General features: G+C 68.0%; 31 protein-coding genes and 3 pseudogenes. 17 read left to right on the forward strand and 17 right to left on the reverse strand.

What is annotated here, in order from left to right:
- The first annotated feature begins 113 nt into the window (after nt 1-113).
- A complete protein-coding gene (locus tag ACP4J0_RS11680) occupies nt 114-674 on the forward strand; it encodes a hypothetical protein (protein ID WP_426598565.1) in 561 nt (186 codons plus the stop codon).
- A 36-nt stretch (nt 675-710) separates the two neighbouring features.
- On the opposite strand, the gene ACP4J0_RS11685 is transcribed toward ACP4J0_RS11680, so the two are convergent.
- Together ACP4J0_RS11685 and ACP4J0_RS11690 are read right to left on the reverse strand one after the other, a co-directional pair.
- Nucleotides 711-1,415, reverse strand: coding sequence for a CPBP family intramembrane glutamic endopeptidase (locus tag ACP4J0_RS11685; protein WP_426598566.1), 705 nt, complete (start codon nt 1,413-1,415; stop codon nt 711-713).
- Nucleotides 1,328-1,564, reverse strand: a pseudogene (locus ACP4J0_RS11690) (hypothetical protein); the annotation flags it as partial. The gene ACP4J0_RS11685 and the pseudogene ACP4J0_RS11690, both read right to left, overlap by 88 nt.
- A gap of 90 nt (nt 1,565-1,654) precedes the next feature.
- On the opposite strand from ACP4J0_RS11690, the gene ACP4J0_RS11695 reads away from it, so the two are divergent.
- On the forward strand, nt 1,655-2,236 hold the full coding sequence (locus tag ACP4J0_RS11695) for a helix-turn-helix transcriptional regulator (RefSeq protein ID WP_426598567.1): 582 nt from the start codon (nt 1,655-1,657) through the stop codon (nt 2,234-2,236).
- A 95-nt stretch (nt 2,237-2,331) separates the two neighbouring features.
- On the opposite strand, the gene ACP4J0_RS11700 is transcribed toward ACP4J0_RS11695, so the two are convergent.
- Nucleotides 2,332-2,670, reverse strand: a complete 339-nt coding sequence (locus ACP4J0_RS11700) for a GNAT family N-acetyltransferase (protein ID WP_426598568.1) — start codon at nt 2,668-2,670, stop codon at nt 2,332-2,334.
- A gap of 22 nt (nt 2,671-2,692) precedes the next feature.
- A complete protein-coding gene (locus ACP4J0_RS11705; RefSeq protein WP_426598569.1) occupies nt 2,693-3,682 on the reverse strand; it encodes a pirin family protein in 990 nt (329 codons plus the stop codon).
- Between the two features lie 113 nt (nt 3,683-3,795).
- On the opposite strand from ACP4J0_RS11705, the gene ACP4J0_RS11710 reads away from it, so the two are divergent.
- Nucleotides 3,796-4,284 (forward strand): carboxymuconolactone decarboxylase family protein, encoded by a 489-nt coding sequence (locus ACP4J0_RS11710; protein ID WP_426598570.1) that lies wholly within the window; start codon nt 3,796-3,798, stop codon nt 4,282-4,284.
- A 580-nt stretch (nt 4,285-4,864) separates the two neighbouring features.
- Here ACP4J0_RS11710 and ACP4J0_RS11715 read toward each other — a convergent pair.
- Together ACP4J0_RS11715 and ACP4J0_RS11720 are read right to left on the reverse strand one after the other, a co-directional pair.
- Nucleotides 4,865-5,275, reverse strand: coding sequence for a (4Fe-4S)-binding protein (locus tag ACP4J0_RS11715; protein WP_426598571.1), 411 nt, complete (start codon nt 5,273-5,275; stop codon nt 4,865-4,867).
- A gap of 32 nt (nt 5,276-5,307) precedes the next feature.
- Nucleotides 5,308-5,616, reverse strand: coding sequence for a GNAT family N-acetyltransferase (locus tag ACP4J0_RS11720; RefSeq protein ID WP_215204229.1), 309 nt, complete (start codon nt 5,614-5,616; stop codon nt 5,308-5,310).
- A 211-nt stretch (nt 5,617-5,827) separates the two neighbouring features.
- On the opposite strand from ACP4J0_RS11720, the gene ACP4J0_RS11725 reads away from it, so the two are divergent.
- Nucleotides 5,828-6,295 (forward strand): MarR family winged helix-turn-helix transcriptional regulator, encoded by a 468-nt coding sequence (locus tag ACP4J0_RS11725; protein ID WP_426598572.1) that lies wholly within the window; start codon nt 5,828-5,830, stop codon nt 6,293-6,295.
- Here ACP4J0_RS11725 and ACP4J0_RS11730 read toward each other — a convergent pair.
- Both ACP4J0_RS11730 and ACP4J0_RS11735 read right to left on the reverse strand, forming a co-directional pair.
- Nucleotides 6,292-6,687, reverse strand: coding sequence for a nuclear transport factor 2 family protein (locus ACP4J0_RS11730; RefSeq protein ID WP_426598573.1), 396 nt, complete (start codon nt 6,685-6,687; stop codon nt 6,292-6,294). The two genes, ACP4J0_RS11725 and ACP4J0_RS11730, sit on opposite strands and share 4 nt — an antisense overlap.
- A 2-nt stretch (nt 6,688-6,689) precedes the next feature.
- On the reverse strand, nt 6,690-7,001 hold the full coding sequence (locus ACP4J0_RS11735) for a MoaF-related domain-containing protein (RefSeq protein ID WP_426598574.1): 312 nt from the start codon (nt 6,999-7,001) through the stop codon (nt 6,690-6,692).
- A gap of 334 nt (nt 7,002-7,335) precedes the next feature.
- Between ACP4J0_RS11735 and ACP4J0_RS11740 the strand changes: the two genes are divergently transcribed.
- From ACP4J0_RS11740 to ACP4J0_RS11755, 4 genes are all read left to right on the forward strand, one after another.
- Nucleotides 7,336-8,406: an LLM class flavin-dependent oxidoreductase gene (locus tag ACP4J0_RS11740; RefSeq protein WP_426598575.1), complete on the forward strand. Its 1,071-nt coding sequence runs from the start codon at nt 7,336-7,338 to the stop codon at nt 8,404-8,406.
- Nucleotides 8,403-9,071 carry an NADPH-dependent F420 reductase gene (locus ACP4J0_RS11745; protein ID WP_426598576.1) on the forward strand — a complete coding sequence of 223 codons (669 nt, stop codon included), beginning with the start codon at nt 8,403-8,405 and terminating at the stop codon, nt 9,069-9,071. Before ACP4J0_RS11740 ends, ACP4J0_RS11745 begins: the two co-directional genes overlap by 4 nt.
- A gap of 302 nt (nt 9,072-9,373) precedes the next feature.
- Nucleotides 9,374-10,690, forward strand: a complete 1,317-nt coding sequence (locus tag ACP4J0_RS11750; RefSeq protein WP_426598577.1) for a glutaminase — start codon at nt 9,374-9,376, stop codon at nt 10,688-10,690.
- 123 nt (nt 10,691-10,813) lie between these two features.
- On the forward strand, nt 10,814-11,560 hold the full coding sequence (locus tag ACP4J0_RS11755; protein WP_426598578.1) for a GOLPH3/VPS74 family protein: 747 nt from the start codon (nt 10,814-10,816) through the stop codon (nt 11,558-11,560).
- A gap of 72 nt (nt 11,561-11,632) precedes the next feature.
- On the opposite strand, the gene ACP4J0_RS11760 is transcribed toward ACP4J0_RS11755, so the two are convergent.
- Together ACP4J0_RS11760 and ACP4J0_RS11765 are read right to left on the reverse strand one after the other, a co-directional pair.
- Nucleotides 11,633-12,286, reverse strand: coding sequence for an NAD(P)H-binding protein (locus tag ACP4J0_RS11760; protein ID WP_426598579.1), 654 nt, complete (start codon nt 12,284-12,286; stop codon nt 11,633-11,635).
- A 374-nt stretch (nt 12,287-12,660) separates the two neighbouring features.
- Nucleotides 12,661-13,317 (reverse strand): hydrolase, encoded by a 657-nt coding sequence (locus ACP4J0_RS11765; RefSeq protein WP_426598580.1) that lies wholly within the window; start codon nt 13,315-13,317, stop codon nt 12,661-12,663.
- Between the two features lie 266 nt (nt 13,318-13,583).
- On the opposite strand from ACP4J0_RS11765, the gene ACP4J0_RS11770 reads away from it, so the two are divergent.
- The gene (locus ACP4J0_RS11770) at nt 13,584-13,931 is read left to right on the forward strand and encodes a hypothetical protein (protein ID WP_426598581.1); all 348 of its coding nucleotides are present in this window, start codon (nt 13,584-13,586) and stop codon (nt 13,929-13,931) included.
- Between the two features lie 64 nt (nt 13,932-13,995).
- On the opposite strand, the gene ACP4J0_RS11775 is transcribed toward ACP4J0_RS11770, so the two are convergent.
- From ACP4J0_RS11775 to ACP4J0_RS11785, 3 genes are all read right to left on the reverse strand, one after another.
- Nucleotides 13,996-14,154 (reverse strand): hypothetical protein, encoded by a 159-nt coding sequence (locus ACP4J0_RS11775; protein WP_426598582.1) that lies wholly within the window; start codon nt 14,152-14,154, stop codon nt 13,996-13,998.
- Nucleotides 14,155-14,281: 127 nt separating this feature from the next.
- Entirely contained in the window at nt 14,282-14,740 is a 459-nt protein-coding gene (locus ACP4J0_RS11780; protein ID WP_426598583.1) for a hypothetical protein, read from the reverse strand.
- A 35-nt stretch (nt 14,741-14,775) separates the two neighbouring features.
- The gene (locus ACP4J0_RS11785) at nt 14,776-15,078 is read right to left on the reverse strand and encodes a hypothetical protein (RefSeq protein WP_426598584.1); all 303 of its coding nucleotides are present in this window, start codon (nt 15,076-15,078) and stop codon (nt 14,776-14,778) included.
- Between the two features lie 78 nt (nt 15,079-15,156).
- Between ACP4J0_RS11785 and ACP4J0_RS11790 the strand changes: the two genes are divergently transcribed.
- Nucleotides 15,157-15,630 carry a transposase gene (locus tag ACP4J0_RS11790; protein ID WP_426598585.1) on the forward strand — a complete coding sequence of 158 codons (474 nt, stop codon included), beginning with the start codon at nt 15,157-15,159 and terminating at the stop codon, nt 15,628-15,630.
- Nucleotides 15,631-15,904: 274 nt separating this feature from the next.
- Here the strand turns inward: ACP4J0_RS11790 and ACP4J0_RS11795 are convergent.
- Both ACP4J0_RS11795 and ACP4J0_RS11800 read right to left on the reverse strand, forming a co-directional pair.
- A pseudogene (locus tag ACP4J0_RS11795) lies at nt 15,905-16,245 on the reverse strand (transposase); the annotation flags it as partial.
- A 161-nt stretch (nt 16,246-16,406) separates the two neighbouring features.
- Nucleotides 16,407-17,396, reverse strand: coding sequence for a zinc-binding dehydrogenase (locus ACP4J0_RS11800; RefSeq protein WP_426598586.1), 990 nt, complete (start codon nt 17,394-17,396; stop codon nt 16,407-16,409).
- A gap of 66 nt (nt 17,397-17,462) precedes the next feature.
- Between ACP4J0_RS11800 and ACP4J0_RS11805 the strand changes: the two genes are divergently transcribed.
- Entirely contained in the window at nt 17,463-17,771 is a 309-nt protein-coding gene (locus tag ACP4J0_RS11805; protein WP_345588357.1) for an ArsR/SmtB family transcription factor, read from the forward strand.
- A gap of 364 nt (nt 17,772-18,135) precedes the next feature.
- Here the strand turns inward: ACP4J0_RS11805 and ACP4J0_RS11810 are convergent, their stop codons facing one another.
- Nucleotides 18,136-18,543 carry a hypothetical protein gene (locus ACP4J0_RS11810; RefSeq protein WP_426598587.1) on the reverse strand — a complete coding sequence of 136 codons (408 nt, stop codon included), beginning with the start codon at nt 18,541-18,543 and terminating at the stop codon, nt 18,136-18,138.
- A gap of 124 nt (nt 18,544-18,667) precedes the next feature.
- On the opposite strand from ACP4J0_RS11810, the gene ACP4J0_RS11815 reads away from it, so the two are divergent.
- Both ACP4J0_RS11815 and ACP4J0_RS11820 read left to right on the forward strand, forming a co-directional pair.
- The gene (locus ACP4J0_RS11815) at nt 18,668-18,919 is read left to right on the forward strand and encodes a hypothetical protein (protein WP_426598588.1); all 252 of its coding nucleotides are present in this window, start codon (nt 18,668-18,670) and stop codon (nt 18,917-18,919) included.
- Entirely contained in the window at nt 18,916-19,305 is a 390-nt protein-coding gene (locus ACP4J0_RS11820; protein ID WP_426598589.1) for a hypothetical protein, read from the forward strand. The genes ACP4J0_RS11815 and ACP4J0_RS11820 overlap by 4 nt, the downstream gene beginning before the upstream one ends.
- Nucleotides 19,306-19,840: 535 nt before the next feature.
- On the opposite strand, the gene ACP4J0_RS11825 is transcribed toward ACP4J0_RS11820, so the two are convergent.
- Entirely contained in the window at nt 19,841-20,353 is a 513-nt protein-coding gene (locus ACP4J0_RS11825) for a TetR/AcrR family transcriptional regulator (protein ID WP_426598590.1), read from the reverse strand.
- Nucleotides 20,354-20,476: 123 nt separating this feature from the next.
- Between ACP4J0_RS11825 and ACP4J0_RS11830 the strand changes: the two genes are divergently transcribed.
- The 4 genes and pseudogenes from ACP4J0_RS11830 to ACP4J0_RS11845 all read left to right on the forward strand — a co-directional run bounded on the left by ACP4J0_RS11830 (nt 20,477) and on the right by ACP4J0_RS11845 (nt 23,881).
- Nucleotides 20,477-21,448, forward strand: coding sequence for an SDR family NAD(P)-dependent oxidoreductase (locus ACP4J0_RS11830; RefSeq protein ID WP_426598591.1), 972 nt, complete (start codon nt 20,477-20,479; stop codon nt 21,446-21,448).
- Between the two features lie 320 nt (nt 21,449-21,768).
- A complete protein-coding gene (locus ACP4J0_RS11835) occupies nt 21,769-22,947 on the forward strand; it encodes an ISAs1 family transposase (protein ID WP_426598592.1) in 1,179 nt (392 codons plus the stop codon).
- Between the two features lie 562 nt (nt 22,948-23,509).
- Nucleotides 23,510-23,638: pseudogene (locus ACP4J0_RS11840) on the forward strand (undecaprenyl-diphosphatase); the annotation flags it as partial.
- A gap of 63 nt (nt 23,639-23,701) precedes the next feature.
- Nucleotides 23,702-23,881, forward strand: a complete 180-nt coding sequence (locus tag ACP4J0_RS11845) for a hypothetical protein (RefSeq protein ID WP_426598593.1) — start codon at nt 23,702-23,704, stop codon at nt 23,879-23,881.
- The last annotated feature ends 86 nt before the right edge of the window (nt 23,882-23,967 follow it).

Below are 23,967 nucleotides of genomic sequence, written 5' to 3' on the forward strand. Positions count from 1 at the left end.
CATCAGCTCGTCGGTGGTGCCTGGGATGTCGGTGAGTTCTGACTCTGGTCCACTTATTGTGATTCATGACAGAGCGTCACGGCCTTCGGTGAGTGGACGGCATGGAGTGTGACGTGAACGAGTGCCGTGTCGAGCGGAACAGCGGGGAGCTGTCGACGGAGGTGCTTCAGCGGGTGGTGTGGGACGCGATGCACCACCGTGACGGCACGCATGGGCAGATCAGCGTCGAGATCACATCCAACCTCAGCTTCACGGTGGAGGACGAGCGACCGCACAGCGCCGACGAGCGGGGAAGGCCCCTGCCCGGGTTCTATGGATCACTGCTCGACAAGGACCGGTGGGCCCCTGCAGCAGCAGCCGCGCTCAGCGTCCGCATGGTCATCGAGGTCTGGCTGGACGGCCGGGGATACCGCCAGGAGCTGGCCGGGGCCGTCCCCGCCGGTCCCTGGGAGGAGCGCCCCGCGCCCAGGCTGCACGGAACGAGGACCACGTTCCACCTCGTCCCCTCGTACACCGGCCCGGGCGAGGCCATCGCCTGGGCGCTGCGGCCAGAGGAACTGCAGGAAGAGGGATGGGAGACGCACCCCTCACCTCCGACGTTCCCGATTCACGATCTGCGCCCAGGGCACCGGTCGCGCGACGCCCGGAGCAGGGGAATACTCCAGGGCGCCTGACGGGGCATCACTTCAGTTTCCGCCAGTCGACCTGTCTCAACGGCTCGCGGATCGACGGGCCTTGATGCCCCCGTCGCGGCGGGCGAGGACGAGCATGGGGACGGCGAGAGCCACGCCGATGAGAACGGGCACGATCGATGCCTCCAGACCGAAGTCGCCGCCGTTCAGGAGGGCGGAGCCGTGGACGTCGACGCTGAACAGACCCTCGGAGGTGTGTCCGGAGACCGGGATGCCCAGCAGCTCCTGCACGGTGTTCCAGGCGAAGTGCAGCCCCACGACGAACCAGGTGTTACGCCGCCACAAGAACGCGGCTCCGAGCAGGACGCCCGCCTCCAGGGCGATCGCCACTCCGCTCCACGCGTTCGCACCCGGGGCTCCCAGGTGGGCGACACCGAAGAACAGTGAGGTGAACACGATGGCGACCCCGCTGCCCCGCAACTTCTCCAGGGCCTGCAGAGCGAGACCGCGGAACAGCAACTCCTCGGTGACCGCCGCGCCGATCTGCACCGCGACCGCGGACCAGACGACCGACATGAAGCCGTCGCCCGCCCAGGAGAACTCGTAGCCCCCGAACGCCGTGACCAGGAGGGCGGAGACGAGGACGAAGCCCAGGCCGATCCCGCCGCCCAGCAGCGCCTCCCGGCCGGCCCCACAGGTTTTCGCCCTGGTTTCCAGGGCAGCTGCGAGGGCACGTCGTAGGCCATGGCGTGGAAGCCGTCGTCGCCGGCCACCTCGCCCCACATCACCCAGTCCGCCTCGCTCTCGTTCTGTACGGCGCCCGCGTCCTTGTAGGTGACCGCGACGGTGCGTCCGCTGAAGACGGACCGGTAGGAGTCCAGTGCAGACCGCGGCCGCCGGCACCACCGTCGCCGAAGACGCCGCCCGCGCACTGGCCACCCTCCGCCAGGTCATGCCACCCCACCTGCGTCACCGCATCGACCTGCTGCGCGTCGCCGCCCGCTGCCGGCGACACCGCCGAGGTGGATTCTCAGGTTCTGATGGAGCTCAGCCGGGCCATCCACGCCCGCCAGGAACTGCGCTTCGACCACACCCCGGGCCCGGGCGCCGCCTCCGGCGCTTCGCGCCGCGCAGAGCACCACCACCTGGTCACCTGGCGCCATCGCTGGTACCTCGTGGCCTTCGACCTCGACCGCGACGACTGGCGCACCTTCCGCGTCGACCGCATCCGGCCCCGCACACCCCCGGCCCCCGCTTCACCACGCGCGAACTCCCCGGCGGCGACGTCTCCACGTTCATCGCCAGCCGCTTCCGCGGCAACGACGGCACCACCACCGACTGGCCCTGCCGAGGCGACGTCATCCTCCCTCTCACGGCCGCCGACGTCACCCCCTTCGCCCAGGACGCCGTCGTCGAGGAACTTCGGCCCCCACCACTGCCGGCTCACCCTCGGCTCCTGGTCCTGGAGCGGACTCGCCTCCGCCTTCGGGCACTTCGACACCGACGTCACCATCGTCGGTCCACCGCAGCTGGCCGCCGCCTTCGCCGACCTCGCCGCCCGATACACCCGCGCCGCGGGTTCGGAGGGCGGTCCGCCGCCGTGAGAAGCGCCCTCGCCGCGACCCTTGTCTTTCGCGAGAGGCCGTCGACGGAGTGCGACCGGTTGGCGCCCCTGTCGCACGGGCTCCGTGGGGACCGCTCAGTCGAGCTGTGCCTTCAGCCACCGCAGGACGTCTCGTGTGACCGGGTCGGTGATGTCCGCGAACTCGTCGTGCCGTTTCAGGAACTTCGCGACGTAGGGGCAGACCGGGACGATGCGCATTCCGGCCGCGCGCACGTCGGTGAGTGCCTGCTGGACCAGCTGTGGGGCCAGCCCTTGGCCGGCGAACGCCTCGTCGATCTCCGTATGGAAGAAGACCCGCTGCGCGCCCAGGTCGCGGTACGCGGTCAGACCCGCACGCTGGCCGTCGACCAGAATCTCGTACCGGTGATCGGCGTCCACACGCTCGACGACCGCAGGGGTGGAGGACTCGCTCATGGTGTGCCTTTCGCAAGGGGGGTCAGCGGGCCGGCGGGTTCCGGCGCGGTGTGATGACGGCGTGTGGCAGGGCCGGGGCGGGAAGACGGCCGCCTGGAAAGTCGTCGATGACGCCGAAGCGGTCGGAGGAGGCTTCCCAGTCCTCGCGGGCTTTCACGATGTCCTCGTGGCTGCGGCCGATGAAGTTCCACCACATGACGATCTCCTCTCCGAAAGGAGGTCCTCCGAGGAGGACGGTCCGGGCCGGGGCATCGGACTCGTTCACCATCGTCAGGGTGTCCACGCCGCGCGGGACGTAGCCGAGTTCGGCACGCCGCAGCACGGTGTCGATCAGGCGGACGTGCCCGCTGTCCACGAGGAGGCCGTGCTCGAAGGTCGCGTCCACGGCGAGAGTGATCGCCGCACGGGGTTCGATGACGATCTCGGCGCCGAGCAGCGGCGTGAACGCCCGGACCGGGGAGGTCCGCCCGGCGAGCGAGCCCAGAAAGACCCTGATCCCGGCCCCGTCGACCTGCGCGAGGTCGGGCACGTAGTGCTGGAAGTCGCGGGCGGTGTCACGGTGTTCTCCGGGAAGCGCGATCCACAACTGGACGCCGTGGAGGACGGTGGTGTGCGGGGTGGAGACCTCTGAGTGGGCGATGCCGTATCCGCCGGTCATGAGGTTCATCTCGCCGGGCCGGATCAGCGCATGGCTGCCGAGGGTGTCGCGATGTTCGACCTCTCCGCTGAACAGCCAGCTCACCGTCTGCAGACCGGTGTGCGGATGCGGGGGCAGGTCCATGCCACCCGACGCGGCGACATCGTGCGGACCGTAGTGATCGGCGAAGCACCAGGCGCCGATGAGCGTGCGCTCCCGCTGGGGCAGCGTCCGCCGCACGCGTATCGCGCGCGGACCGCCGAGGGGGACCTCTCGAGCCGACAGGACATCAACCCGGGGGGATCCGGTCGGCCGGTCGCGTTCGGCGAACTCTCCGCAGCGCAGAGCCGCGGCATCGGTTTCCGCGTTGCTCATCGGGAGCACCTCCTGGTCATTCTGGTTGTCACATCAACTAGGATGCCACGGAGGCAGGCCGATGGCCACAGCACCCGGACACAGGCCACCGCACGACCCGAAGGAGCCCCGTCGTGAGCGACCACACCCACAACTCCCCGGCCCGAAGGGTCTTCATCGACAAACAGAGCCCCCAGGCCTTCCGCGCCTTGGCGCAGGTCTCGGAAATGGTGCGAACGACAGCCTCCGAGGCCGGACTCGACCGCACCACCGTGGAACTGATCAACCTCCGCGTGTCCCAGCTCAACGGCTGCGCCTACTGCCTCGACGTGCACACCCGAGCGGCCCTGCGGGCCGGCGAATCACCGCAGAGACTCGGAGTCCTGAGCGCATGGCGGGACACCGGCCTGTTCACTCCCCCGGAGCGCGCCGTCCTCGCACTGGCCGAGGCCACCACCGATCCGGCGAACGCCTCGATGCAGACGTCCGCATACGAGGCCGCCCGACAGGTCCTCTCCGCGGACCAGATCTCGGCCGCGATCTGGGTGGCGGTCACCATCAACGCGTTCAATCGCGTGTCGATCATGAGCAAGCACCCCGTACCGCCGCGTCGCGACCGCTAGGGCCACTCTTTCGGATCGTGGCGGTCACCGGATGGCGCTCCCGGCTCCGGCGTCCGGGAAGTCCCCGAAGTGGTGCGCCGGTCGATTTCTGAGGGCCGAGCCCTGGCGGATCCGCCGGGCAGGCGAAGGTGAAATCCGGTGGCCACGCCTTCTCCGCAGCGTCCCTGGGGTCGCCGGGATGACGCACAACACTGGTGCCCCGGCGACGATCACACCGGAGATGGCTGCTCAGATCCGCAGGTGGCGCTGCGACGAGGACTGTTCTGGCGCGCTGCGGCACGGGCCGCGTCCGATCTGTGGGGCTCCCCATGGGGCAGCAACCAGCTCTTCGGCGAAGATCTCTGTGCGGCCGCGGCGGAGCTGCTGGGTGAGAACCCCTGCCGGGACCCTGGAACTGACGCTCGCCGGACGAGGGGGTGCCGACCGTGCTGGTCGCAGCCATTGGGTCGACGGCTGCGACCAGCACTGCCGCTTCGTAGCGGCAGCACGTCACAGGTCGCAGCCGGAGCACCGCACGGCCGGGGAGATGGGCTCGGCTCCCAGGCCCTGGGGTCACCCGCGGGAGGCGGGCACGGCCGCCTCACCGACCGCAGGGCCCCGCGTGGTCACAGTACGGCTGGAGACCGCTCTGACCGCAGCCGCACAGGATGACCCTGGTCTCGGCGCGTGCGCCGTGCGGCGTGTCCACGTTCAGCTGCCCGCGCACGGCCAGTTGCCCGGCGGCGCTTCGGGTGATCGTGGTGGGCTGTTCGGGGGCTTCCGCCCCGCCCTCCACGAGTTCGTACTGGAGCGCGCCCGAGGGACAGCGCCGGACGACCTCCGCCAGGCGCTCGGCCGTGGTCCTGTCCGGCTGGATCCACGGTCGCCTCGTCGGGTCGAACACCTCGGGCAGCCCCTGGACGCATTCGGCGGCGTGGAGGCAGCGCCTCGCCTCGAAGGTCACCGTGATCGATTCCGTTTGATATGCCTTCTGTTCGGCTTCGCCGCTCATGCCCGCCTCCCGCTCCCGTCGTGCTCGGCTTGTCAGTCGGTGACCTTGCTGCGGGACTGGTACAGCAGGTCCTGGTACTCGGGGTGCCTGCTGATCCAGCCCGCGATGAAGGGACAGGTGGCCAGCACCCGCAGGTTCGCGGCGCGCGCCTCGTCGAGGGCCGTGCGGGCCAGCGCGGACCCGACTCCCGCGCCCTCGTACTCCGCCTCGACCTCGGTGTGCACGAACGCCACGAGTTCCGCCGTACGGATGTACTCCGCGACGCCCGCCACCTTGGACTCTCCATCGACACGGGCCTCGTAGCGCTTCGCCTCGGGCACGTCTCTCACTTCTACCGTCATGTGTCCTCCTCGTGCGCCTGATCCCGCCCGGCTCGGCAGAATCCCGTCAGCCAGGACATCAGCCTAGCCCTACGATGTTGACGCATCAACTGAAACCTCCGCGGGACGTCCGCGGTGCAGCGCGGGATGCCGGACTCCGGACCTGCGGGAAACACGGCTCACACCGGCACCTCCGGTAGATGAGCTGTCAACGATTTCGTAGACTGGCCTCATGGACGCACAACCGCGCTGGCTCGACCCGGAGCAGAAGGCCGCCTGGGACAGCTTCATCCGCATGCAGGAGAAGCTCATCGGACGGCTGTCCCGACGCGTCCAGGCCGACTCCGGGATGTCGGCGGCCGACTACATCGTGCTCGTCAGCCTCACCGAGAGAGGTAATGGCCGGATGCGCTTCCTGGATCTCGCCAAACTCGTGGAGTGGGAGAAGAGCCGGATGTCCCACCAGGTCACACGGATGGCGAAACGCGGGCTCGTAGCGAGGGAGGAGTGTCCCGACGACGGACGCGGAGCGTTCATCGTCGCCACCCCGGCCGGCTACAAGGCGATCGAAGAGGCCGCACCCCTGCACGTCGAGCACGTCCGCCACCTGTTCATCGATGCCCTGACCCCAAACCAGCTCAGCACACTCGGCCGAATCTCCCAGCGCGTCCTGGACCACATGGAGAAGCAGCCTGACTAGACCATGGCGTTGCCGTTGGCTGATTCTTCCGGAGGGACGATCTCCTGGACGACGTCCCAGTGCTCCACGATGCGTCCGTCGTCCAGCCGGAAGATGTCGACGATGACCACGGGGTCCGGGGCCCAGCCGTGGACGATGCTGTGGGTGAAGACCAGATCGCCCTGGGCGGCGATCCGCTGCGGCTCCCAGGAGAAGCCCTCCAGGTTCGGAACGACCTGGCGCAGGGTGTCGAGCCCATTGGGCATCTGCGGGCTGTGCTGAATGTAGGGCTCGGCCCAGTATCGGTCTATCGCGGTGAGGTCCTTGTCGGCGAACAACTCCCGCATGGCGGTGAGGACGATGTCGACGTTGCTTTGTGCCTGATCGTCCTGCGCTGCGGCGTACTGGGCCATGGTCAGGCCTCCTCGATCGTTCCGGTGAAGTGGTGGAGCTTGCCGTCGACGGTCACGTTCGAATACAGCGTCCCGTTCTCGAAGTCCTCCAGGTGCGTCACCGTGGCCCCGCTCGCCTCGGTCCAGGAGTTCAGGTAGACCCCTTCGCGGATTTCCCGCAGGTTCAGAGCCACCGTTTCGGCGTGACCGTCGAGGGCGAGACCCGCGCCGTGCACCACCACGAAGCTGCCCTGGGTCGGCGAGTCGAAGGTGAAGCGCACCTTCAGGTCGCCGAGGTCGAAGCGGTAGCTGCGGCCGGTCAGCTGCCTGGTCATGAGACGCCCTTCCGACAGAGGATCACATCTTCGATGGCGAGTTGAGTTCAACCTGCGGCCGGCCGGCACCCACGAATCACCGAACGCCCCGGCGGCCGAGCTCCGCGGATCGGCGTACGCCTGGATTGCCGGCATCACACCGCGATCTAGTTGACATGTAAACCATAAGGTGTCATGGTTTACATGTCAACTAGATCGGTGGGAGTGACCTGGCCCGGAGCCTGACGGGCGGAAAACTCGCGCAGCCGCCCTGGACGGCCGTTCCGTCAGGCCGTCGCTCCACACGCCCCCGCCACGCCCCGCCACGACGAAAGCGCTGAGCGAAGTGAACACGATGGACGTGCCGCAGATCGAGTTCGGTATCGACAGCTTCGGAGACCGCCCCCGGAACGACCGAGGCGAGATCGTCTCGCATGCCCAGGCGATCCGCGCGGCGGTGACCGAAGCGGTCCTTGCCGACCAGGTCGGTATCGACGTGGTCGCGTTGGGCGAGCACCACCGTCCCGAGTACGCGATCTCCAGCCCTGAGACCGTGCTGGCGGGCATCGCGACAGCCACGAAGCGGATCCGGCTCGCCTCGGGCGTGACGGTGCTGTCCTCGGACGACCCGGTGCGCGTGTTCCAGCGGTTCGCCACGGTCGACGCGCTCTCCAACGGCCGCGCCGAGGTGATTCTGGGACGTGGTTCCTTCACCGAGTCGTTCCCCCTGTTCGGGTACGACCTCACGGACTACGAGGTGCTGTTCGAGGAGAAGATCGACCTCTTCCATCGACTCCTCGACGAGAAGCCGGTCACCTGGGAAGGCACTACTCGCGCCGCCCTGCACGATGCGGACGTGTACCCGAAGACGGATTCGGGACGTCTCAGCACATGGGTAGGGGTGGGCGGGACACCGCAGTCCGTGATCCGCACCGCTCAGTACGGCTTCCGGCTCATGCTGGCCATCATCGGCGGCGCGCCCGACCGGTTCGCTCCCTACGTGGACCTGTACCGGCGTGCCAGCCAGGAGTTCGGCACGACCGCACAGCCGATCGGGACGCATTCGCCCGGCTTCGTCGCCTCCACCGACGAAGAGGCCAAGGAGCTGTTCTACCCCGGGTACAAGGAGATCCGCGACCGGATCGGGGGGCAGCGCGGCTGGCCGCCGCTCCGCCGGGAGGAATTCGACGCCGAGGTGGACCGCGGGTCGCTGTACGTCGGCTCGGTCGAGACGGTCGCGGTCAAGATCGCCCGCGCCATCAGGGTATTGAACGCGGGCCGGTTCGACATGATCTACTCCGCCGCCGGCACCGTTTCAGCCTCCGCCCGTCTGCGTTCGGTCGAGCTGTACGGCACCCAGGTCATCCCTCGGATCCGCGAGCTTCTGGCCGAGCAGCCGACGGCCACGGCGGGAGCGACGCGATGACCAACCCGGTCACCACCATCGGGATCCTGGGAGCCGGTAAGGTCGGCACCGTCCTGGCGCGCCTGGCGGCCGCCGCCGGCTATCGAGTCCTGATCTCCGGGTCCGGTGACCCCTCCAGGATCGCGCTCACCGCCAGAATTCTCACCCCCGGGGCAACCGCCGTGTGGTCGGCCCAGGCCACGGATGCCGCCGACGTGGTGATCCTGGCGCTCCCGCTCGGCAAACACCGCGACCTCCCGGTTGCGAAGCTCGAAGGCAAGCTGGTCATCGACGCGATGAACCACTGGTGGGAGGTCGATGGTGCCCGCGACGCGCTCCTCCCGCCCGACACGTCGTCGAGCGAAGTCGTTCAGCGGTTCCTGACGGGCGCGCGTGTCGTGAAGGCCCTCAACCACATGGGTTACCACGACCTCGAGGACGGGGCTCGTCCAGCCGGTGGCCTCGGACGCAAGGCCATCGCGATCGCCGGTGACTCGCCCGAGGATCTCACCATCGTGTCCGCGCTGGTCGACACCCTCGGATTCGACCCACTCGTCATCGGCGAGCTCGCAGCGGGCGTCCGGCTCGAGCCCGGAAACCCCGCCTTCGGAGCACATGTCGACGCCGACCGGCTTCGCGTACTCACCGCCGCCCCTGCTCCGACAGAACTTCTTGAGCACTCGTAGCGGGGCACCGGTGTATATCCGCAACGGTCGCCCTCCACATCGCCGGCTCGATCAGCTCTTGCACATCTCCGCGCCGACGGGGACAGGGAGGCCAATTCACCGCTGACGTCGGGGTGTTCTGACGGGGCGCACCGAGGACACAGGAGTGATCACGCGCGCCGGGCCCGGCGGGGCGTCAGGTCATCCCCGTGGAGTACATCGACACTGTGACGCAGTGACACGCCGCCAGGTGCAACCCGGTCCCAGGGCGGACGGAACGCGGTTCTCGCAGCGTGAGGACTGCCATGATGCATGGAGGACGAATGCGGCCCATCATTCCCGACTATCTGGCCGAGGCATTGAGAGACGTGGAGCCGGACACGTCCGGGGAGCCGGCGGGATACATCCCTGAGCTCGCGGCAGCGGACCCCGAGCGCCTCGGTGCGGCCTTCGCCATGATTGACGGAGAGGTCTACGGTGCCGGTGACATCGATACCGAGTTCACCATTCAATCGATCTCCAAGCCGTTCGTCTACGCGTTGGCGCTGTCCGACCGTGGATTCGACCCCGTGCTCGCCAAAGTCGGTGTCGAGCCGTCCGGAGAGGCGTTCAACGAAATCTCGCTCGAGAGCGATACGGGGCGCCCTCTCAATCCCATGATCAACGCCGGCGCGATCACCGTGCACTCGCTGGCCGGCACAGAGGGCCTGAAACCGAGGGAGCGTGTGGAACGCGTGCTCCACGGTCTCTCGGCGTTTGCGGGTCGGCGGCTGAAGATGGATGAGGCGGTGTGTGTGTCAGAAATGGAGCACGCGCACCGCAACCTCGCCATTGCCCATATGCTCCGCAACCACAACGTCCTCACCGAGGACCCGAGGGTCATCGTGGACGGCTACACCCGCCAGTGTTCGGTGCTCGTCACCACGCGGGATCTCGCCATGATGGCCGCGACGTTGGCCAACCGTGGGAAGAACCCGCTCTCGGGCGAGCAGGTGGTGCCGGAACCGGTGGTGCGTCAGGTGCTGAGCGTCATGTTCAGCTGTGGAATGTACGACGCCGCTGGTGACTGGGCGACCCAGGTCGGCATCCCGGCGAAGAGCGGGGTGGCCGGAGGCCTGATCGGCGCGCTCCCGGGACAGATCGGCATAGCCACGTTCTCACCACGGCTGGATGGTCACGGGAACAGCGTTCGCGGGGTGTCACTGTTCGAACGCTTTTCTTCCGACATGGGTCTGCATGTGATGGAGGTCCCCGCCGCCGCACGTGCCGTCGTGCGGTCCCACCATGTCGTTGGCAGCGGACCGAACGCGCTCCGGATCCTGCAACTGCAAGGTGGCATCGGCTTCGCCGGAGCCGAGCGAGTCGTTCAGGAAGCCATGGACATTCCCCCTGCGGACGTCAGGGTGGCTCTGGACCTGACACGGGTCTACTCGATCGACGACGTGGCGCGGCGCGTGCTGCTGGAGGTCGCGCGCCGGCTGACGCTGGATGGTCACGAGGTCTACCTGGTCGACCCGGAATCGGTCATGCCCGATCCCTATCCCGGCGATGACGGCCGAGTCATGCTCGTGGACCATGTGGACCATGTGGACCGCGCCGACCTGCACGCCACGTTCGCGGGAGGAGGTCAGGGCGGTTGATCACGCAGGGAGGAATCCGCACCGCGGCGCACACCGATCAGAACGGGCACGGTCTCCGGCCCGCCTCCGGTGACACGCCCTTGACCGTACGCGCTCCGGGCGGTAAGGGAAGGAACCCTACACATGACTGAACAAGCTGACGAACCATCCACCGAGGCAAGGACAGAGACACCCGGGACCGCGACTGGTCCGGACTCCCCCACCCTGCCCGAGGACCTCCTGCTTCTGCTCTTTCAACCCGAGTCCGGAGTCGTCGCCGGAGAGACCACTCTCTTCCACGTGCTCGCCGGAGCCGCGCTCGCGGACCTCGCCCTTCACGAATCCGTAGCCGTGACGACAACCCGGGCCGGGGCCGTCACCGTGGAAGCCGTCCGGGACAAGCCGCCGCCGTCGGACGAGATCCTCCTCTCCGCCTGGGAGTATGTGTCGGACAGACCACGCGGCGTGCAGACGGTGCTCCCCGCGATCGGCCCGGGACTCCGCCACCCTGTGCTGGAACGCCTCATCGCCCGCGGCGACATTCGCAGGGACAGCCGCAAGGTGTTCGGCTTCTTCAGGACGACCGTCCTCAAGGACAGCCGGAACGGGCGTCGGGCCGGTCTCCTCGAAGAAGTCCGCGACGTCCTCGTCGACCGTGCGGAGCCAACGGCTCGCATCGCCGCACTGGCGGCTCTGATCTGGGCCAGCGGTACGCTCCCCCAGTTCGATCCGCAGATCCCCTGGACCTCGGTGGTGATCGACCGGGCCCGGGAGCTGGAACGCGGCAACTGGGGTGCCGGAGCCGCCGGCGAGGCGGTCGCACGCACCATGGCCGCGGTCATCGTCAACAGCGTCATCAGCACAACCGCCGTGGCGTCGTCGCATCAGTGAGTGTCTCAAGACAGCCGCTGAGTCCCGTTCGGTGACTGCGCTCGTCGCCACTCGTGACTCGTGAGCGTGTCGTCAGGAACGGACGTTTGCACGGACCGCCTCCTCGATGGGTGTGGACCCCGTGTCGAGTTCGAGGATCTGCCGACCGATCCGGGGCTCGTGGAGGAGTTCGGCGAGGGTGGCGGCGACGTCTTCGCGAGCGATCTCCCCATGGAGTTCCGCCGGGCCGAGCGACACGGTGCCGGTTCCCGGATCGTCGAGGAGGAGCGAGGGACGGACAATCAGCCAATTCAGTCCGCTGCGGCTGAGTGCGACCTCCGCGCTCTTCTTCACGGCGAAGTAGTATTCGACTTCGTCCCCGAGGTCGCGCTCCCGCCATGATTCCGGAAGCACCGACACCAGCACGAAGCGCTCCACATCGGCAAGGCGTGCCGCCTTGATCGCTTTGACGACTCCATCACCGGCGACGGCCGTCGTGACGTCCCTGCTGCCGCCGTTCGATCCGGCACTGAAGACAAGGGCGTCGACCTTGCCGAAGGCCGCTGCCAGTTGTTCCACCGTCATGTCGGCCAATTCGCCGACTCGCGCGTGAAAGCTTCGTGTTGTCTGGTCGGCCTGCTGATCGTCTCGACGGGTCAACCCGTGCACCGTGTCGCCTCGCGATCGAAGCCGTTCCGCCAGCAGAGCCCCGATACCACCGGTGATGCCCACGAGGAAGATGTCCACGCCGGTGCTCCGTCCTCCCGATGCGGCTCTCCGGCAACGCGTACGGCCGGTGCCCACGCGAACGACGGTGTCACTCGGCGCGAGTATTCCGGACCGCGCCGACTCCCCCTCGGTTGATGCCCGTCCCCGGGTTGACGGACACGGGCCGCCGGACCATCCGGCGGCCCGTTCTCGGCAGGCCGCTATGGGCCGCCGTCGCCCGGCGGTGAGATCCACGTCGTACGCGTCGTCGTACCGGACGAACCCCCGGGGCGGCTGTCGGCGTCCTGGCACCGGTTTTCATGGGCCAAAGGGGCCGGCCGGGTGGTGTCCGCGAGAAGCGGGTCAACGACAGGCGGTAGCCGAAACGGATCAGTGCCGGGGCGGCGGCGATGTCAGGCCTCTTCTCCCGTGGGCGTGGCCAGCAACTGCATCTCCCAGGCGTAGGCCACAGCGCTGGCACCGCCGTGCTGTGCCTGGACCTCGGCGACACCCTGCACGGTCTCCTCGCGGGCCCAGTCCCGCTGCCACTCGCCCAGCACGGCCGTCCAGGTGACCGGGACCACGCCCGCCTGGATCATGCGCTGCACCGCCACGTCGTGGGCCTCCTTCGACACACCGCCCGACGCGTCGGTGACGACGTAGACCTCGAAGCCCTCGCCCGCCGCCTGTATCGCCGGCATGGCCACACAGATCTCCGTATAGAGGCCGGCAATGATCAGCTTCTTGCGCCCGGTCGCCTTGACGGCATCCACGACACGCTCGTCCTGCCAGGTGTTGATGAGGGTCCTGTTGATCGGCTTCTGCTCCGGGAACACATCCTGCAGACCCTGGAGAAGAAGGCCGCCGCGCTCCTCCACGACGGTTGTCAGAATGGTCGGAACGTCGAACACCTTGGCTGCCTTGGCGAGCCCGACGACGTTGTTGATGACCATCGTCGGTTCATGGCTGTGCAGGTTGGCGAACTGGAACGGCTGATGGTCGATGAGGGCGAGCACGCTGTCCTCGGGCGTCAGCAGCGCGCCGAGTCCGGCCTTGTTCTCAGAACTCACGGGATTCCCCTTCTGAAGCCTTGCGTCCGCGGGTCTCCGGCGGCTCCCGGCATCTCGATGCCCCGCAGTGAGGCAGATACGGATGGCCGGGCCGGCGACCCCCACCATTTGGTTGACGCGTCATCTACACTAGAGGTCGGTGATTGACGCGTCAACTAGGCTTGGTCCTCGGGGCGTTCAGGCGGGCTCACGGTTCTTCGAGCCGGGAGGCCGCCCGAAAGATGGTCATGAGGGTGGGGCGCACGGGCCGGGCAGGCGCCGGGAAGATGGGCAAGCTTCGGCAATACGCCTCGGTAAGCCGACGGGGCGACCGAACGCCGCCGAAGGTCGGAGACCTGATCTTCCCCTGCCAGGCCGGCGAGGACGACTGGATCTCGGTGCCGGGCGGCCCGGCGGGGTCTTTCGTGTCGACGGCGATGGCATTGCCGAACCAGGCGGTTATCGCCCGGACCGTGGTCATGGTCAGCCAGCGCCACCGGTACCACGCTGGTTCGTCGCACGCCGATATCCACATCGAGGACGGAACGCGCATCGAACGTCTGGACGCCGAAGTGGAGAGGGCCCGGGCCCGGGAACAGTGGAACGAGGACCACTCTGCTTGGCACAACCGGTGATCGTGGTGGGGCGTCTGGGCTGATCAGCCGAGCGGCGAGAGGCGACGTCGCCCGGGCCATGCGGTCACCGCGCGTCGTCGTCCACGTCCTCCAGGACGGAGGGCTCCTGCCAGGTCAGGGTGTCCAGTGGCCGCGGCAGGTTCCGGGCCGCGCCGGGCACGGCTCTCGCCACCGCGGACGCCTCGTCGCTGAAGAGGGCGACCCCTTCGGGCCGCATTCCCATGTCGAGACCCCTCGCTCCCGATCGCCCGCCGCTCCTGGCACGCTCGCCCGCGCCACGTCCGACGATGCGAATGCGGCGCCCACCGCCTCCGGGCCCGAACCGTCACCGCTCGTCCGCCGCTTCACGCTCACCTCTCGGGGACCACCAGACCGGTCGCAGTGGCCGACTCGGCTCGTACACCCATCGGGTGCGCCGGGCCGGAGGCAGGCTCGGCGGCCTTACTGACGACGTGGGTCATCTCGTCCATGAACAGCATGGTCGGCCTGCGTGCCACCATGACGACGTCCACCGCCGGTCCTCGTTCACGGACCGCGTGCGCCAGGTGGTGGAGCTCGTCGTAGCCGGGGTGGCGGGCCCGGATCTGGTCCTCGTCCACGAGCACGTTCACACGGCTGTCCGCGGTGTCCGCGAACGGTCCGAACTTCTGGTCGGCGGCCTCCGGGCCGAGCTCGCGGCATTCGACGGTGTGCAGGGCGCGTCTCAGCACGGCCGCGTACTGGTCGCCGTGGGCGTCGGCCGGCAGGGGCGCCTTCCCGCGTCCGATTGGGTCTATGAACGCTGTCGGGTCGGGCAGTTGATCGCTCATCGTGCGGTTGCTCCTTCTTCCGGGGACGGTGGGGTTCAGGCCTGGTCGAGGTGGTGTTCGTACCAGGCGGTCAGCTGGGCGGGGTCCTGTGGGATGGACCTGACCAGACGGAGAAGCCGCTCGCCGGTGGGGCGTACCTCTGTACGGGCCAGGGCGGACAGGTCGGTGGTGCGCAGGGCGGCGAAGCCGGCGAGGTGACGCTCTTCGAAGGTGCGTGCGCCGACGAGGCTGTCGGCGGCGGCGAGGTAGCGGGTGACGAATGGGGCGAGCGCCGCGCGGCGGGCTGCGAGGTGGCGGTGTTGGCGGCTTCGCCGTGGTGGGGTGCGGGCAGCGCGCACCAGTCGCTGAGGGGCTGCTGACGATCGGGTGACATCTGAACTGGCCTGCCCTGTGGGGCGGGTGGGAAGAATGTCGCTGTGCCCAAGCCTTATCCCGAAGAGTTCCGTGAAGACGTCGTGCGGGTCGCGAGGAACCGCGGCCCGGGGGTGACGGTCGAGCAGGTGGCCAAGGACTTCGGAGTCCATCCGATGACGTTGTGGAAATGGATGAGGCGGGCGGACATCGACGACGAGGCCAAGCCCGGGATAACCAGCCAGGAAAGTACGGAACTGCGGGAAGCACGTCAGCGGATCAAGCTGCTGGAGCAGGAGAACGAGGTCCTCCGCCGGGCGGCGGCGCTCGAAATATTGTGGATCGTCCTTGGGCAATGGAGTGCCAGCGACGGCCAAGAGGACCCAGGTAAGCTGCTGGACACAGCGTTCGCCGCCTTCTCGACCCCGGGTGCCATCAGATGGACGCTCCGTTGTAGTAGCAGCTCATCACAACCCAACACAAGAGCAACTATTAGACAGGTCGTGCGGCTCCTGGAACGTAGGCCGGCCCCAGCTTGAATGGTGTCGTGCATGCGCTCTCGGCGGCCAGGACGGCATACCCGTTCCCGCCAGCTCTTCGATGGCCGATGCCGTGCTCGACCCGAATACCCCGGGACAGAGGACCTTGCACTCGCGCTCGCGTCTCCTTGTACCAATCCAGGGGCGTTCTTTCTGAGACTTACGGCGTGGGGCGGCACAACGCGTCCGCTGGTCTGCGCTCCGAGCCCTCGGTAGCCAGCATCGGCAAGGATCTCATCCGTGGAGCCGTGGGACAGGAGCTTGACCAGTCCTTCGGGATGCCCTGCCCGTCGACGAGGATGTGGTGCTTTCTGCCCGGCCGTGCGCAGTCGACCGGGCTGGGCCCGCTTCTGGGCCGCGCCGAGCGGCCCGAACGTGGGAGGAGTCGATCACCGCCCGCGACCAGTCGAGCTGTTTCGCCGCTCGCAGCCTTGCCAGCAGCACGCGGCGGAGCCGGTTCCAGACGCCGGCCTCGTTCCAAGCTGCTAGTCGGCGCCAGCACGTCATGCCCGAACCGAAGCCCAGCTCCTGCGGCAGGTGCTCCCACTGGATCCCGGTATGCAGCACAAACAGGATCCCGCGCAGCGCCTGGCGATCCAGCACCCTCGGCCGACCGGCGACGGGCCCTGACCCAAGGCCGGGTAGTTAACGTTTTCGCAGGTCACGCAGGGGGTGTTAGGGCCCATGCAGTGGCGGCGTAGAGGCCGGGGCCAAGTTTGTGGACTACTAGTACTCCAGCCGGACTTCTCCATTACCGCTGGTCAACGGCTTGAGTGCTAAGTCAGGGGGTGCACGGCGATGGCGATCTTGCCGCGGGGGCGGCTACGGCCCTCGGCGGTAGAGCCGCCTTCCAGCAGTGCGTGTGCCTGCGCGATGTCGGCCAGCGGGTGCACAGCACCGATCACCGGTCGGAGTTTGCCCTGGTCGACCAGTCGGCCGAGGGCCTCGAGCTTCGCCCGGCCGGGGCTGACGAAGATGAAGTGGTAGGTCGCGTTCACGCCCCACGCGGCGAGCAGGTTCTGGGGTTCGGGGGTGTCCACGATGGACACCACACGGCCACGGTCGGCGAGGATCTCCGGGCTGCGGGTGAGGGTGTCCCGGCCTACGGTGTCCAGGACGACGTCCGCCCCGCCCATCGCGCGGACCTGCGGCGCGTAGTCACCGGCCGAGAAGTCGATCGCGGTGTCTGCGCCCAGTTCGGTGACGAACTCGTGGTCCCTGGCCCGCGCGGTGGTGACCACCTCGGCTCCGAGCGCCTTGGCGATCTGAATGGCGACCGAACCGACCCCGCCCGCTCCGCCGTGCACCAGGACCCTTTCCCCGGCCCGCACCGCGGCGCGTTCGACCAGCGCTTCCCACATCGTCACGCCCACGAGCACGAGACCGGCGGCCTCGACGTGCGAGAGGCGCGTGGGCTTGCGGGCGACCAGTGCCTGGTCTACCACGTGGAACTCGGCATAGGTTCCCTGCCCCGCGAACACCGGCGCCAGGTACCAGACCTCGTCACCCGGCTGGAAATCGTCCGCCCCGGGGCCGGTCTCGACCACCACTCCGGACACGTCGTTGCCGATCACCGCGGGCAACGCGACCTGGTCGCGGTAGTCGCCGCGCCGGGTCTGCAGATCAAGGGGATTCACGGACGTGGCCATCACCTGCACCAGTACCTGACCGGGTCCCGGAGCAGGCCGCGGCAGCTCTCGGGCGGCGAACGCGGTGTCCGCGCCACCGAAGCTGACGAGTTCCATCACACGCATCGAAGTAGACATGCGGCCAATATAAATCGACACATTGCAAATCGGCAATACATTGCATTTCTGCGTTAGGATGAGTGCGTGTTCTCGGAGGCGGAGTTGTTGGCTGTGTTCCGGGCCCTGTCCAATCCAGCCCGCCGCCAGATGCTGGTGTGGCTCAAGGAGCCGATGAGCTTCCCTGGCCAGAAGCCCGGCGATGTCGAGATCGGTGTTTGTGTGAGCGACATCCAGCGGCGCGCCGGTCTCAGTCAGCCGACCACCTCGCAGTACCTCACGACGCTGCGGCAGGCCGGGCTGGTGGTCGCCACCCGGCGAGGCAAGTGGACCTACTACCGCCGCGACGAAGAGAACATAGCCTGCCTCCTGGAGACCCTGCGCGACGTCTTTTAGGCCCTGTGGGAAAGTAGATCTTGGACTGTGAGTGGTCACGGTTCATGGTCGAGACCATTCATGGGCCGCGCTCCTGTCGACCGGCGAGGTACGGGACGGTCGCCGCCTTGAACGGCGAAGGCTCTTATTAGCCTCGATCTTTCGCGAGGGTCCGCTGACGGAGGCGGTGGGCCTTTTCACTTCCGGAGCTGACGGCGGGCAGGCCGGCGGCCCGGCTGTCGCGTCGGCTGGGCACCGGGTTCCACTGCCCGGGGCGGGTGGTGCTGGGGCATTGACCCAAGGCCCAAAACGAACCCCACCACTACGGCAGACGCCAGCAGCGACTTTGACGACATCATCTCGGCATGTCGACCACCGGCAGCCTCTACCCCGCCGTGCTCGAAGCGCGGGCCAAGCTGCAGCTGCCGTTGCGGTCGAGGATGGCACCGCGCGCGTTGGGGTCGGCGCCCATGCCGGAGAGGGTCGCTCCGGCGAGCAGCGCGTGAAAGCAGTCCTTGACCTCGGCGGCCTCGTCTTCGATGAGCTCCGCGCCGTCTGCGGTGTAACCGAAGCAGCGCGGCCCGGCCGGCGGCAGACCGCGCTCGACGCGCTGGCGCATCTCCCGCCGCTCCCGCTTCGGCATCTGCTCGACCTCGCCGAGGAGGCCGGCGAGGAGGCGGCCAGCGGCCGTCCTGAGGTCCAACTCGGGGCCCTTGACGCATAGCACGGACGCCTCGTGCTTGCGGAGAATCTCGATTCCCTCAGCCCGTTCGCGCCGGTTCCGCCAGAGCATGCGGTAGAGCTCTCGCTTGCGAAATCACACCTACCGAGCCTCCCTCGGCCCCTGGCCGAGGGAGGCGCAAGCAGCTACCTCAATCGCCTCCCCGGGTGGGTATACCCGATGTATTCTGTCAGGCATGGCACACACAACGATCAAGGTCGAGAGCAGTGTCCGGGACCGGCTGGCGATCCTGGCCGCTGAGAAGGACACAACGATCGCGGGGCTCGTCGGCGAATTCGCCACGCACACCCTCACGCAGAGCGAGCGGGACGAGCAGGTCGCGAAGACCCTCGAAGTCCTGCACGCGCTCTCCGGCTACGCCCCGGATCCCGAGCAGGACCGCGCAGCGGACGATGAGCTCACGCGCCGGCTCGGCAGCGCCACGTGAATCCTGTCGCCCCTGTCGATGTAGTCCTCGACGACAGCGCGCTGCTCGCTCTGGGCTCAGGCAATGCCCTGGCCTCCCGCCTTCTGTATCAGGCCGCCGAGACCGGGGCCTGGCGCGTCCACGTCGCGCTGGCCACACTCGCCGAAGCGGACCGGGTACGCACCGGGCTCGCCGGCCACCTCGGAATGCTCGACCAGGTGGTTTTTCATCCGCTCGATCTCGCCGCCGTCTTGGCCGTCTCGGGCCACGAGCGGTCTCTGGGCTGGTGCCACACCCACCATGTGGCCATGCCCGGCCCCGAGCGCCTGGATGGGGCACGCGTCGCCACTGTCCAGCCCAAGGCCTGGGACGGGGTCGGCGTCCGGGTGCTCGACCTCGCTCCGTGAGAAACACCTAACCCCTGAGTGACTCTGGGTCGTCCGCCTCCCGGCGGACGCCCCAGAGCGTCTGCTTCCCCATACTCGGTACTACCCCTGGCCCTCTTCCGGAGCGAGCGGTTCCTCATCCGGTGCCTCAGCGCCGTCACTAGAGTCTTCGTCCTTCTTCAGCCAGGCGTCCTTCACCTCAAGCGCGGACGTGCTGGGACGCTACGGCGCCACGCACGCCCGGAAGGTCGCTCCGTACCGGTCGCGGCTCGCGGTTGGCCCTGGCCGACACGAACGAGCCCGAGCAGGCCGCCGAAGAGACCAGGAACGCAAGGCTGATGCGTTCTCAGCCAGCGAGATGAGCTGATCGCGTACGTCATCTTCCCTGTTGGTTAGACGTGTTGAAGCAGGCCGAACAGGGTGGAAGCCTGCCGGGTTGGCGTACGTTCCGGGCGCCAGAGGATCGTCCGGTGGCGGGGGGTCGGTGCCAGATCTGGCCGGGCGGGTGGACCTGGCTGTTCGGCCGGGCTCTCTCCCGCGGCTTCGGTGAGCGTCTTCAGCGCACCAGGAGATTGATGGCGACCTCCAGTCGTTCGAGGTAGAAGTCCCGCGATGCGGCCTGGTGCTTGAGGCCGGTCGATGCGCTGATCATCGTCTGGGCGACTTGGCGGGCCGCCGCTTGTTCTGCCTCGACGGCGATCGCGTTTGTGATCAGTTGCTCGAAACGTTGCGGCGTGGTCTCGACGATCTCCCCCAGGAGGCCGGGGTTGTCCTCGATGACCACCGCCACATCCCGTGTCAGCGGGCCGATGTAGCGGCCCGCCCACTGGTCGAACGCATCGAGGAGGCGCTCCGCAAGGGGTCGGCCGGTGTCGGCCAGGACGTGTTCGACCGCTGCGAGGTCGCGCTCCAATGCCTGGGTGACGGCGGCGCGGAACAGGCTCTCCTTCGAGGAGAAGAGGAAGTACAGCCCGGGCCGGGAGATGTCCGCCGCCCGCGCCACCTCCTCCATCGAGGTCTTCCGGTAACCGAATCGCGCGAACGTGACCATGGCGGAGTCCAGAACCATGGTCCGACGGTCGGTGTCAGCGACCGTCGACGGCGGGGGGCTGGGGGTGAGCCTGTTCATGGACCGAGCATACGAGTGAGAGTCGTACTATACGAATCAAGGCTAGTGCGTATAGTCACTGCCATGGCTACTCGCGAACCCATCTCCACGCCCTTCACCGCCTCCAGCACCGCGGACGAGGTATTGCGGGGTGTCGACCTCACCGGGGTCCGCGCGATCGTGACGGGAGCTTCCTCCGGAATCGGGATCGAGACGGCTCGCGCGTTGACCGCTGCCGGGGCCGAGGTGACGCTCGCTGTCCGGAACACGACGGCGGGGGGTGCCGTCGCTGAGACGATCGAGAAGTCGACCAGGGGAATACGACCCCGAGCCCTCCGGCTGGACCTTGCCGACAGGACCACCGTCACGCGGTTCGTTGACGTGTGGGACGGCCCGCTGCACCTGCTGATCAACAACGCGGGCGTGGTCACCGGGGGCCTCGAACGCACACGTGAAGGCTGGGAGCTGCAATTCGCGACGAACCATCTTGGCCACGTCGCCCTCGCCATCGGCCTTCATGACGCCTTGGCCCTGGGAGCGGCCGACCGTGACGGAGCACGGATCGTCTCGGTCAGTTCGACGGCGCACATGCGTGCTGGCATCGACTTCGACGACCTCCACTTCGAGCGTCGCAGCTACGATCCGCAGATTGCCTACGCCCAGTCGAAGACAGCGAACTCACTCTTCGCCGTCGAGGCAAGTCGCCTCTGGGCATCCGACGGCATCATCGCCAATGCGGTGAACCCCGGCGGTGTCGCGACGGGACTGCAGCGGAACTTCACAACGCAACAGAAGGAGTCGCTCGACGCGGCCGAAGCCGCAGGAGTCTTCACGTACAAAACGGTCGAGCAGGGCGCTGCCACCAGCATCGTCGCAGCCGTCGCCCCGGAGTTCGCGCACTCCGGAGGCCACTACCTCGACGATGCACAAGAGGCCTACACCGTGACGAACGACGCCGACCTCGCGCAGCACCCGCACGGTGTCAAGGAGTGGGCGCTCGATCCCGCCACCGCCAAGCGCCTCTGGACGGTCTCGACCGACCTGCTCCACGTCTGACCTCTCGACGCCACAGCAAGCGGTACCGCCCCCTTCTTGGTTGGTCACCGCACCGGCCCACAAGGTCGGTAACACATGGCCTGCGAAGATGGCCACGTCCGATGCGCAGAGCCAAAACCCGGTGGGTTCCTCTCCGAGAGCCCGGTGCGGGCCCCGCCTTCGGCGCGACCGAGACGCTGGCCGGCGCGGCTCAACACGCTGAGTATGACGGGAGAAGTACGCGCAGGCGTGGACCGTCAACCCAGTTCTGCAACGAGAGACGCGACCCCTGATGATCAAGCTTGTCGAAGCCTTCGATCATGAACAGGGGTCGCGTTCGCGTGTCATCCTCCCTGATCGGTGTCCTGCAGTACCACTGCGCGGACATCGACTCCGCATGCCCGGAACCGGAACCATCACAGCTCGCCTGCCTGGCGGACGTGTTGGGCCGGCTACCCGATCCGCGCCGGACCCGGGGCCGCCGCTACCGCCTGGGCTCCCTGCTCGCGCTGTGCCTGGTCGCCGTCCTCGGCGGAGCCACGTCCCTGGCCGCCATCGCCCGCTTCGCCGCCGACACCGACTCCGAGCTGCGTGAACAACTTGGACTGCCCGCCAGCACGCCAAACGCCTCCACCCTGGGACGAGTCCTCGCCCGCCTGGACGGCGACGCCCTGGACGACGCCGTGGGCGCCTGGCTCGCCCGGTACGCCGCTGACCCGGTCGACGAACCCGGCGACACGCTGGTCGGTCTGGCCGTCGATGGCAAGACCGTGCGCGGATCCCGCACCGACGGCCAGGCCGTCTACCTGCTCGCCGCCGCGCTCCACGCCTGCCAGACCGTGATCGCCCAGCGTCAGATCGCCGCGAAGAGCAACGAAATACCCGCCTTCGCCCCACTGCTGGCCCGGATCGACCTGCGCGGCGTCGTCGTCACCGCCGACGCGATGCACACCCAGCGCGCCCACGCCGAGCACATCATCGCCGCCGGCGGCCGCTACCTCCTCGTGGTCAACGGGAACCAGAAGAAGTTGCGCAAGCAGCTGCGGCACCTGCCCTGGAAGCAGATCCCGCTGCAGGCCCGCACCACTGGAGCCGGGCACGGCCGCCGCGCGGTCCGCCGCCTGAAAGTCTGCACCGTCCGCCCCGGCCTGCTCTTCCCGCACGCCGTCCAGGTCCTGGAGATCAAGCGCCGCCGCACCAACCGCAAGACCGGCAAGACCGAGACGAAAACCGTCTACGCGATCACCAGTCGCCCACCAGAACAGGCCAGCCCGACGCAATTCGCCGAACTTATCCAGAATCACTGGTCAGTTGAGGCCCTTCACCACGTCAGAGACGTGACGTTCGGCGAGGACGCCTCGCGAGTACGCACCGGCACCGCACCCCGCGCCATGGCCACCCTGCGCAACCTCACCATCGGACTCATGCGCCAAGCAGGCTGGACCAACATCGCCGCCGCAGCTGATCACTATCGGTCACGACCTCATCACGCTACCGCCATGCTCCGACTCACAGCCTGAGAACGCATCGCCCCTGACCAGGAACGTCATCGCCGCATCCGGGGACCTCTCCCCTGATCGCACGGAGGACGTGCCCGAGGTGCGCGAAGTACTCACCGACTACGGGCGCTTGTTGCTTGTCTGATCGTGGCAATGGTACTGCCTACCGATCCGCGTAGAGCCCTCGGAGATGGCGGCTCAGGCGGTCCTGAAGGGTGTCGAGCGCCGTCCGGGCTGCTACCGCGCTTCGGTGTGGCTCCAGCCACTCCAACACGCTGGCGGCCAGTTCGCGGTCTTCGAGTCGCGCAATGTGGGCACGGAGGTGCAATGCGGATTCCGTTGCCGCTGCCCGGAATTGCTCACTCATCCTGACCCCGGGCGGGCAGCTCGTTCGCCGCCATGCTGCCTTCAAGCGCGTGCTGCATCTCCATGATTGATTCCCGCTGCAAACCCGGTGGCTGCGTTTCGCGGCCAGCGAGGGAGAGCACTGGAAAGTGCCATCTCCCACCGCCCCCTATTCGATCTTGAAGAGTGGCGGAAAACAGCAGGTCAAAGCCGCTCAGGACCTCGACGCATGAACCGGTTCATGAAGTTCATCTCGACCAAGAGCTTCATGCCGTTCGTCTGGTACCGCATCGCGCTCGGGATCGTCATCATCGCCCTGGTCGCGACGGGTGTACTCAGCCCGCACGCCGCGGAGTCGTCCGGCTGACCGCGCCCGCTCGTGTAGCCGTCCGGTAGCGCTCTGTCAGTGCTTGCCCCTAGGCTTGTCCGCATGTCCCCCGAATCCGTGACCCCTGGTTCCGTGCGGTCCGCCGCGGAGCTGAACGACGAGATCCGTGCCCTGTGGCGGCGCGCGGGCGGGTCCCTGTCGGCTCAGGAGCGTGTGGAGTACGAGTTGTTGGTGGTCGAGTGGGCGACCGCGATCCGCGGCGAGGTCATCGAGGCGGCCTGAGGGCCGTGGCCGCGCGGCGCCCCGAGGGGCCCACCGCCGCACATGCGCCGCGGGCCCCGCGGGGCGCCCGTCCGCTCGGCCCGGCG

Origin of the sequence: Streptomyces sp. WG7 (assembly GCF_049975785.1) — a bacterium.
GTDB lineage: Bacteria > Actinomycetota > Actinomycetes > Streptomycetales > Streptomycetaceae > Streptomyces.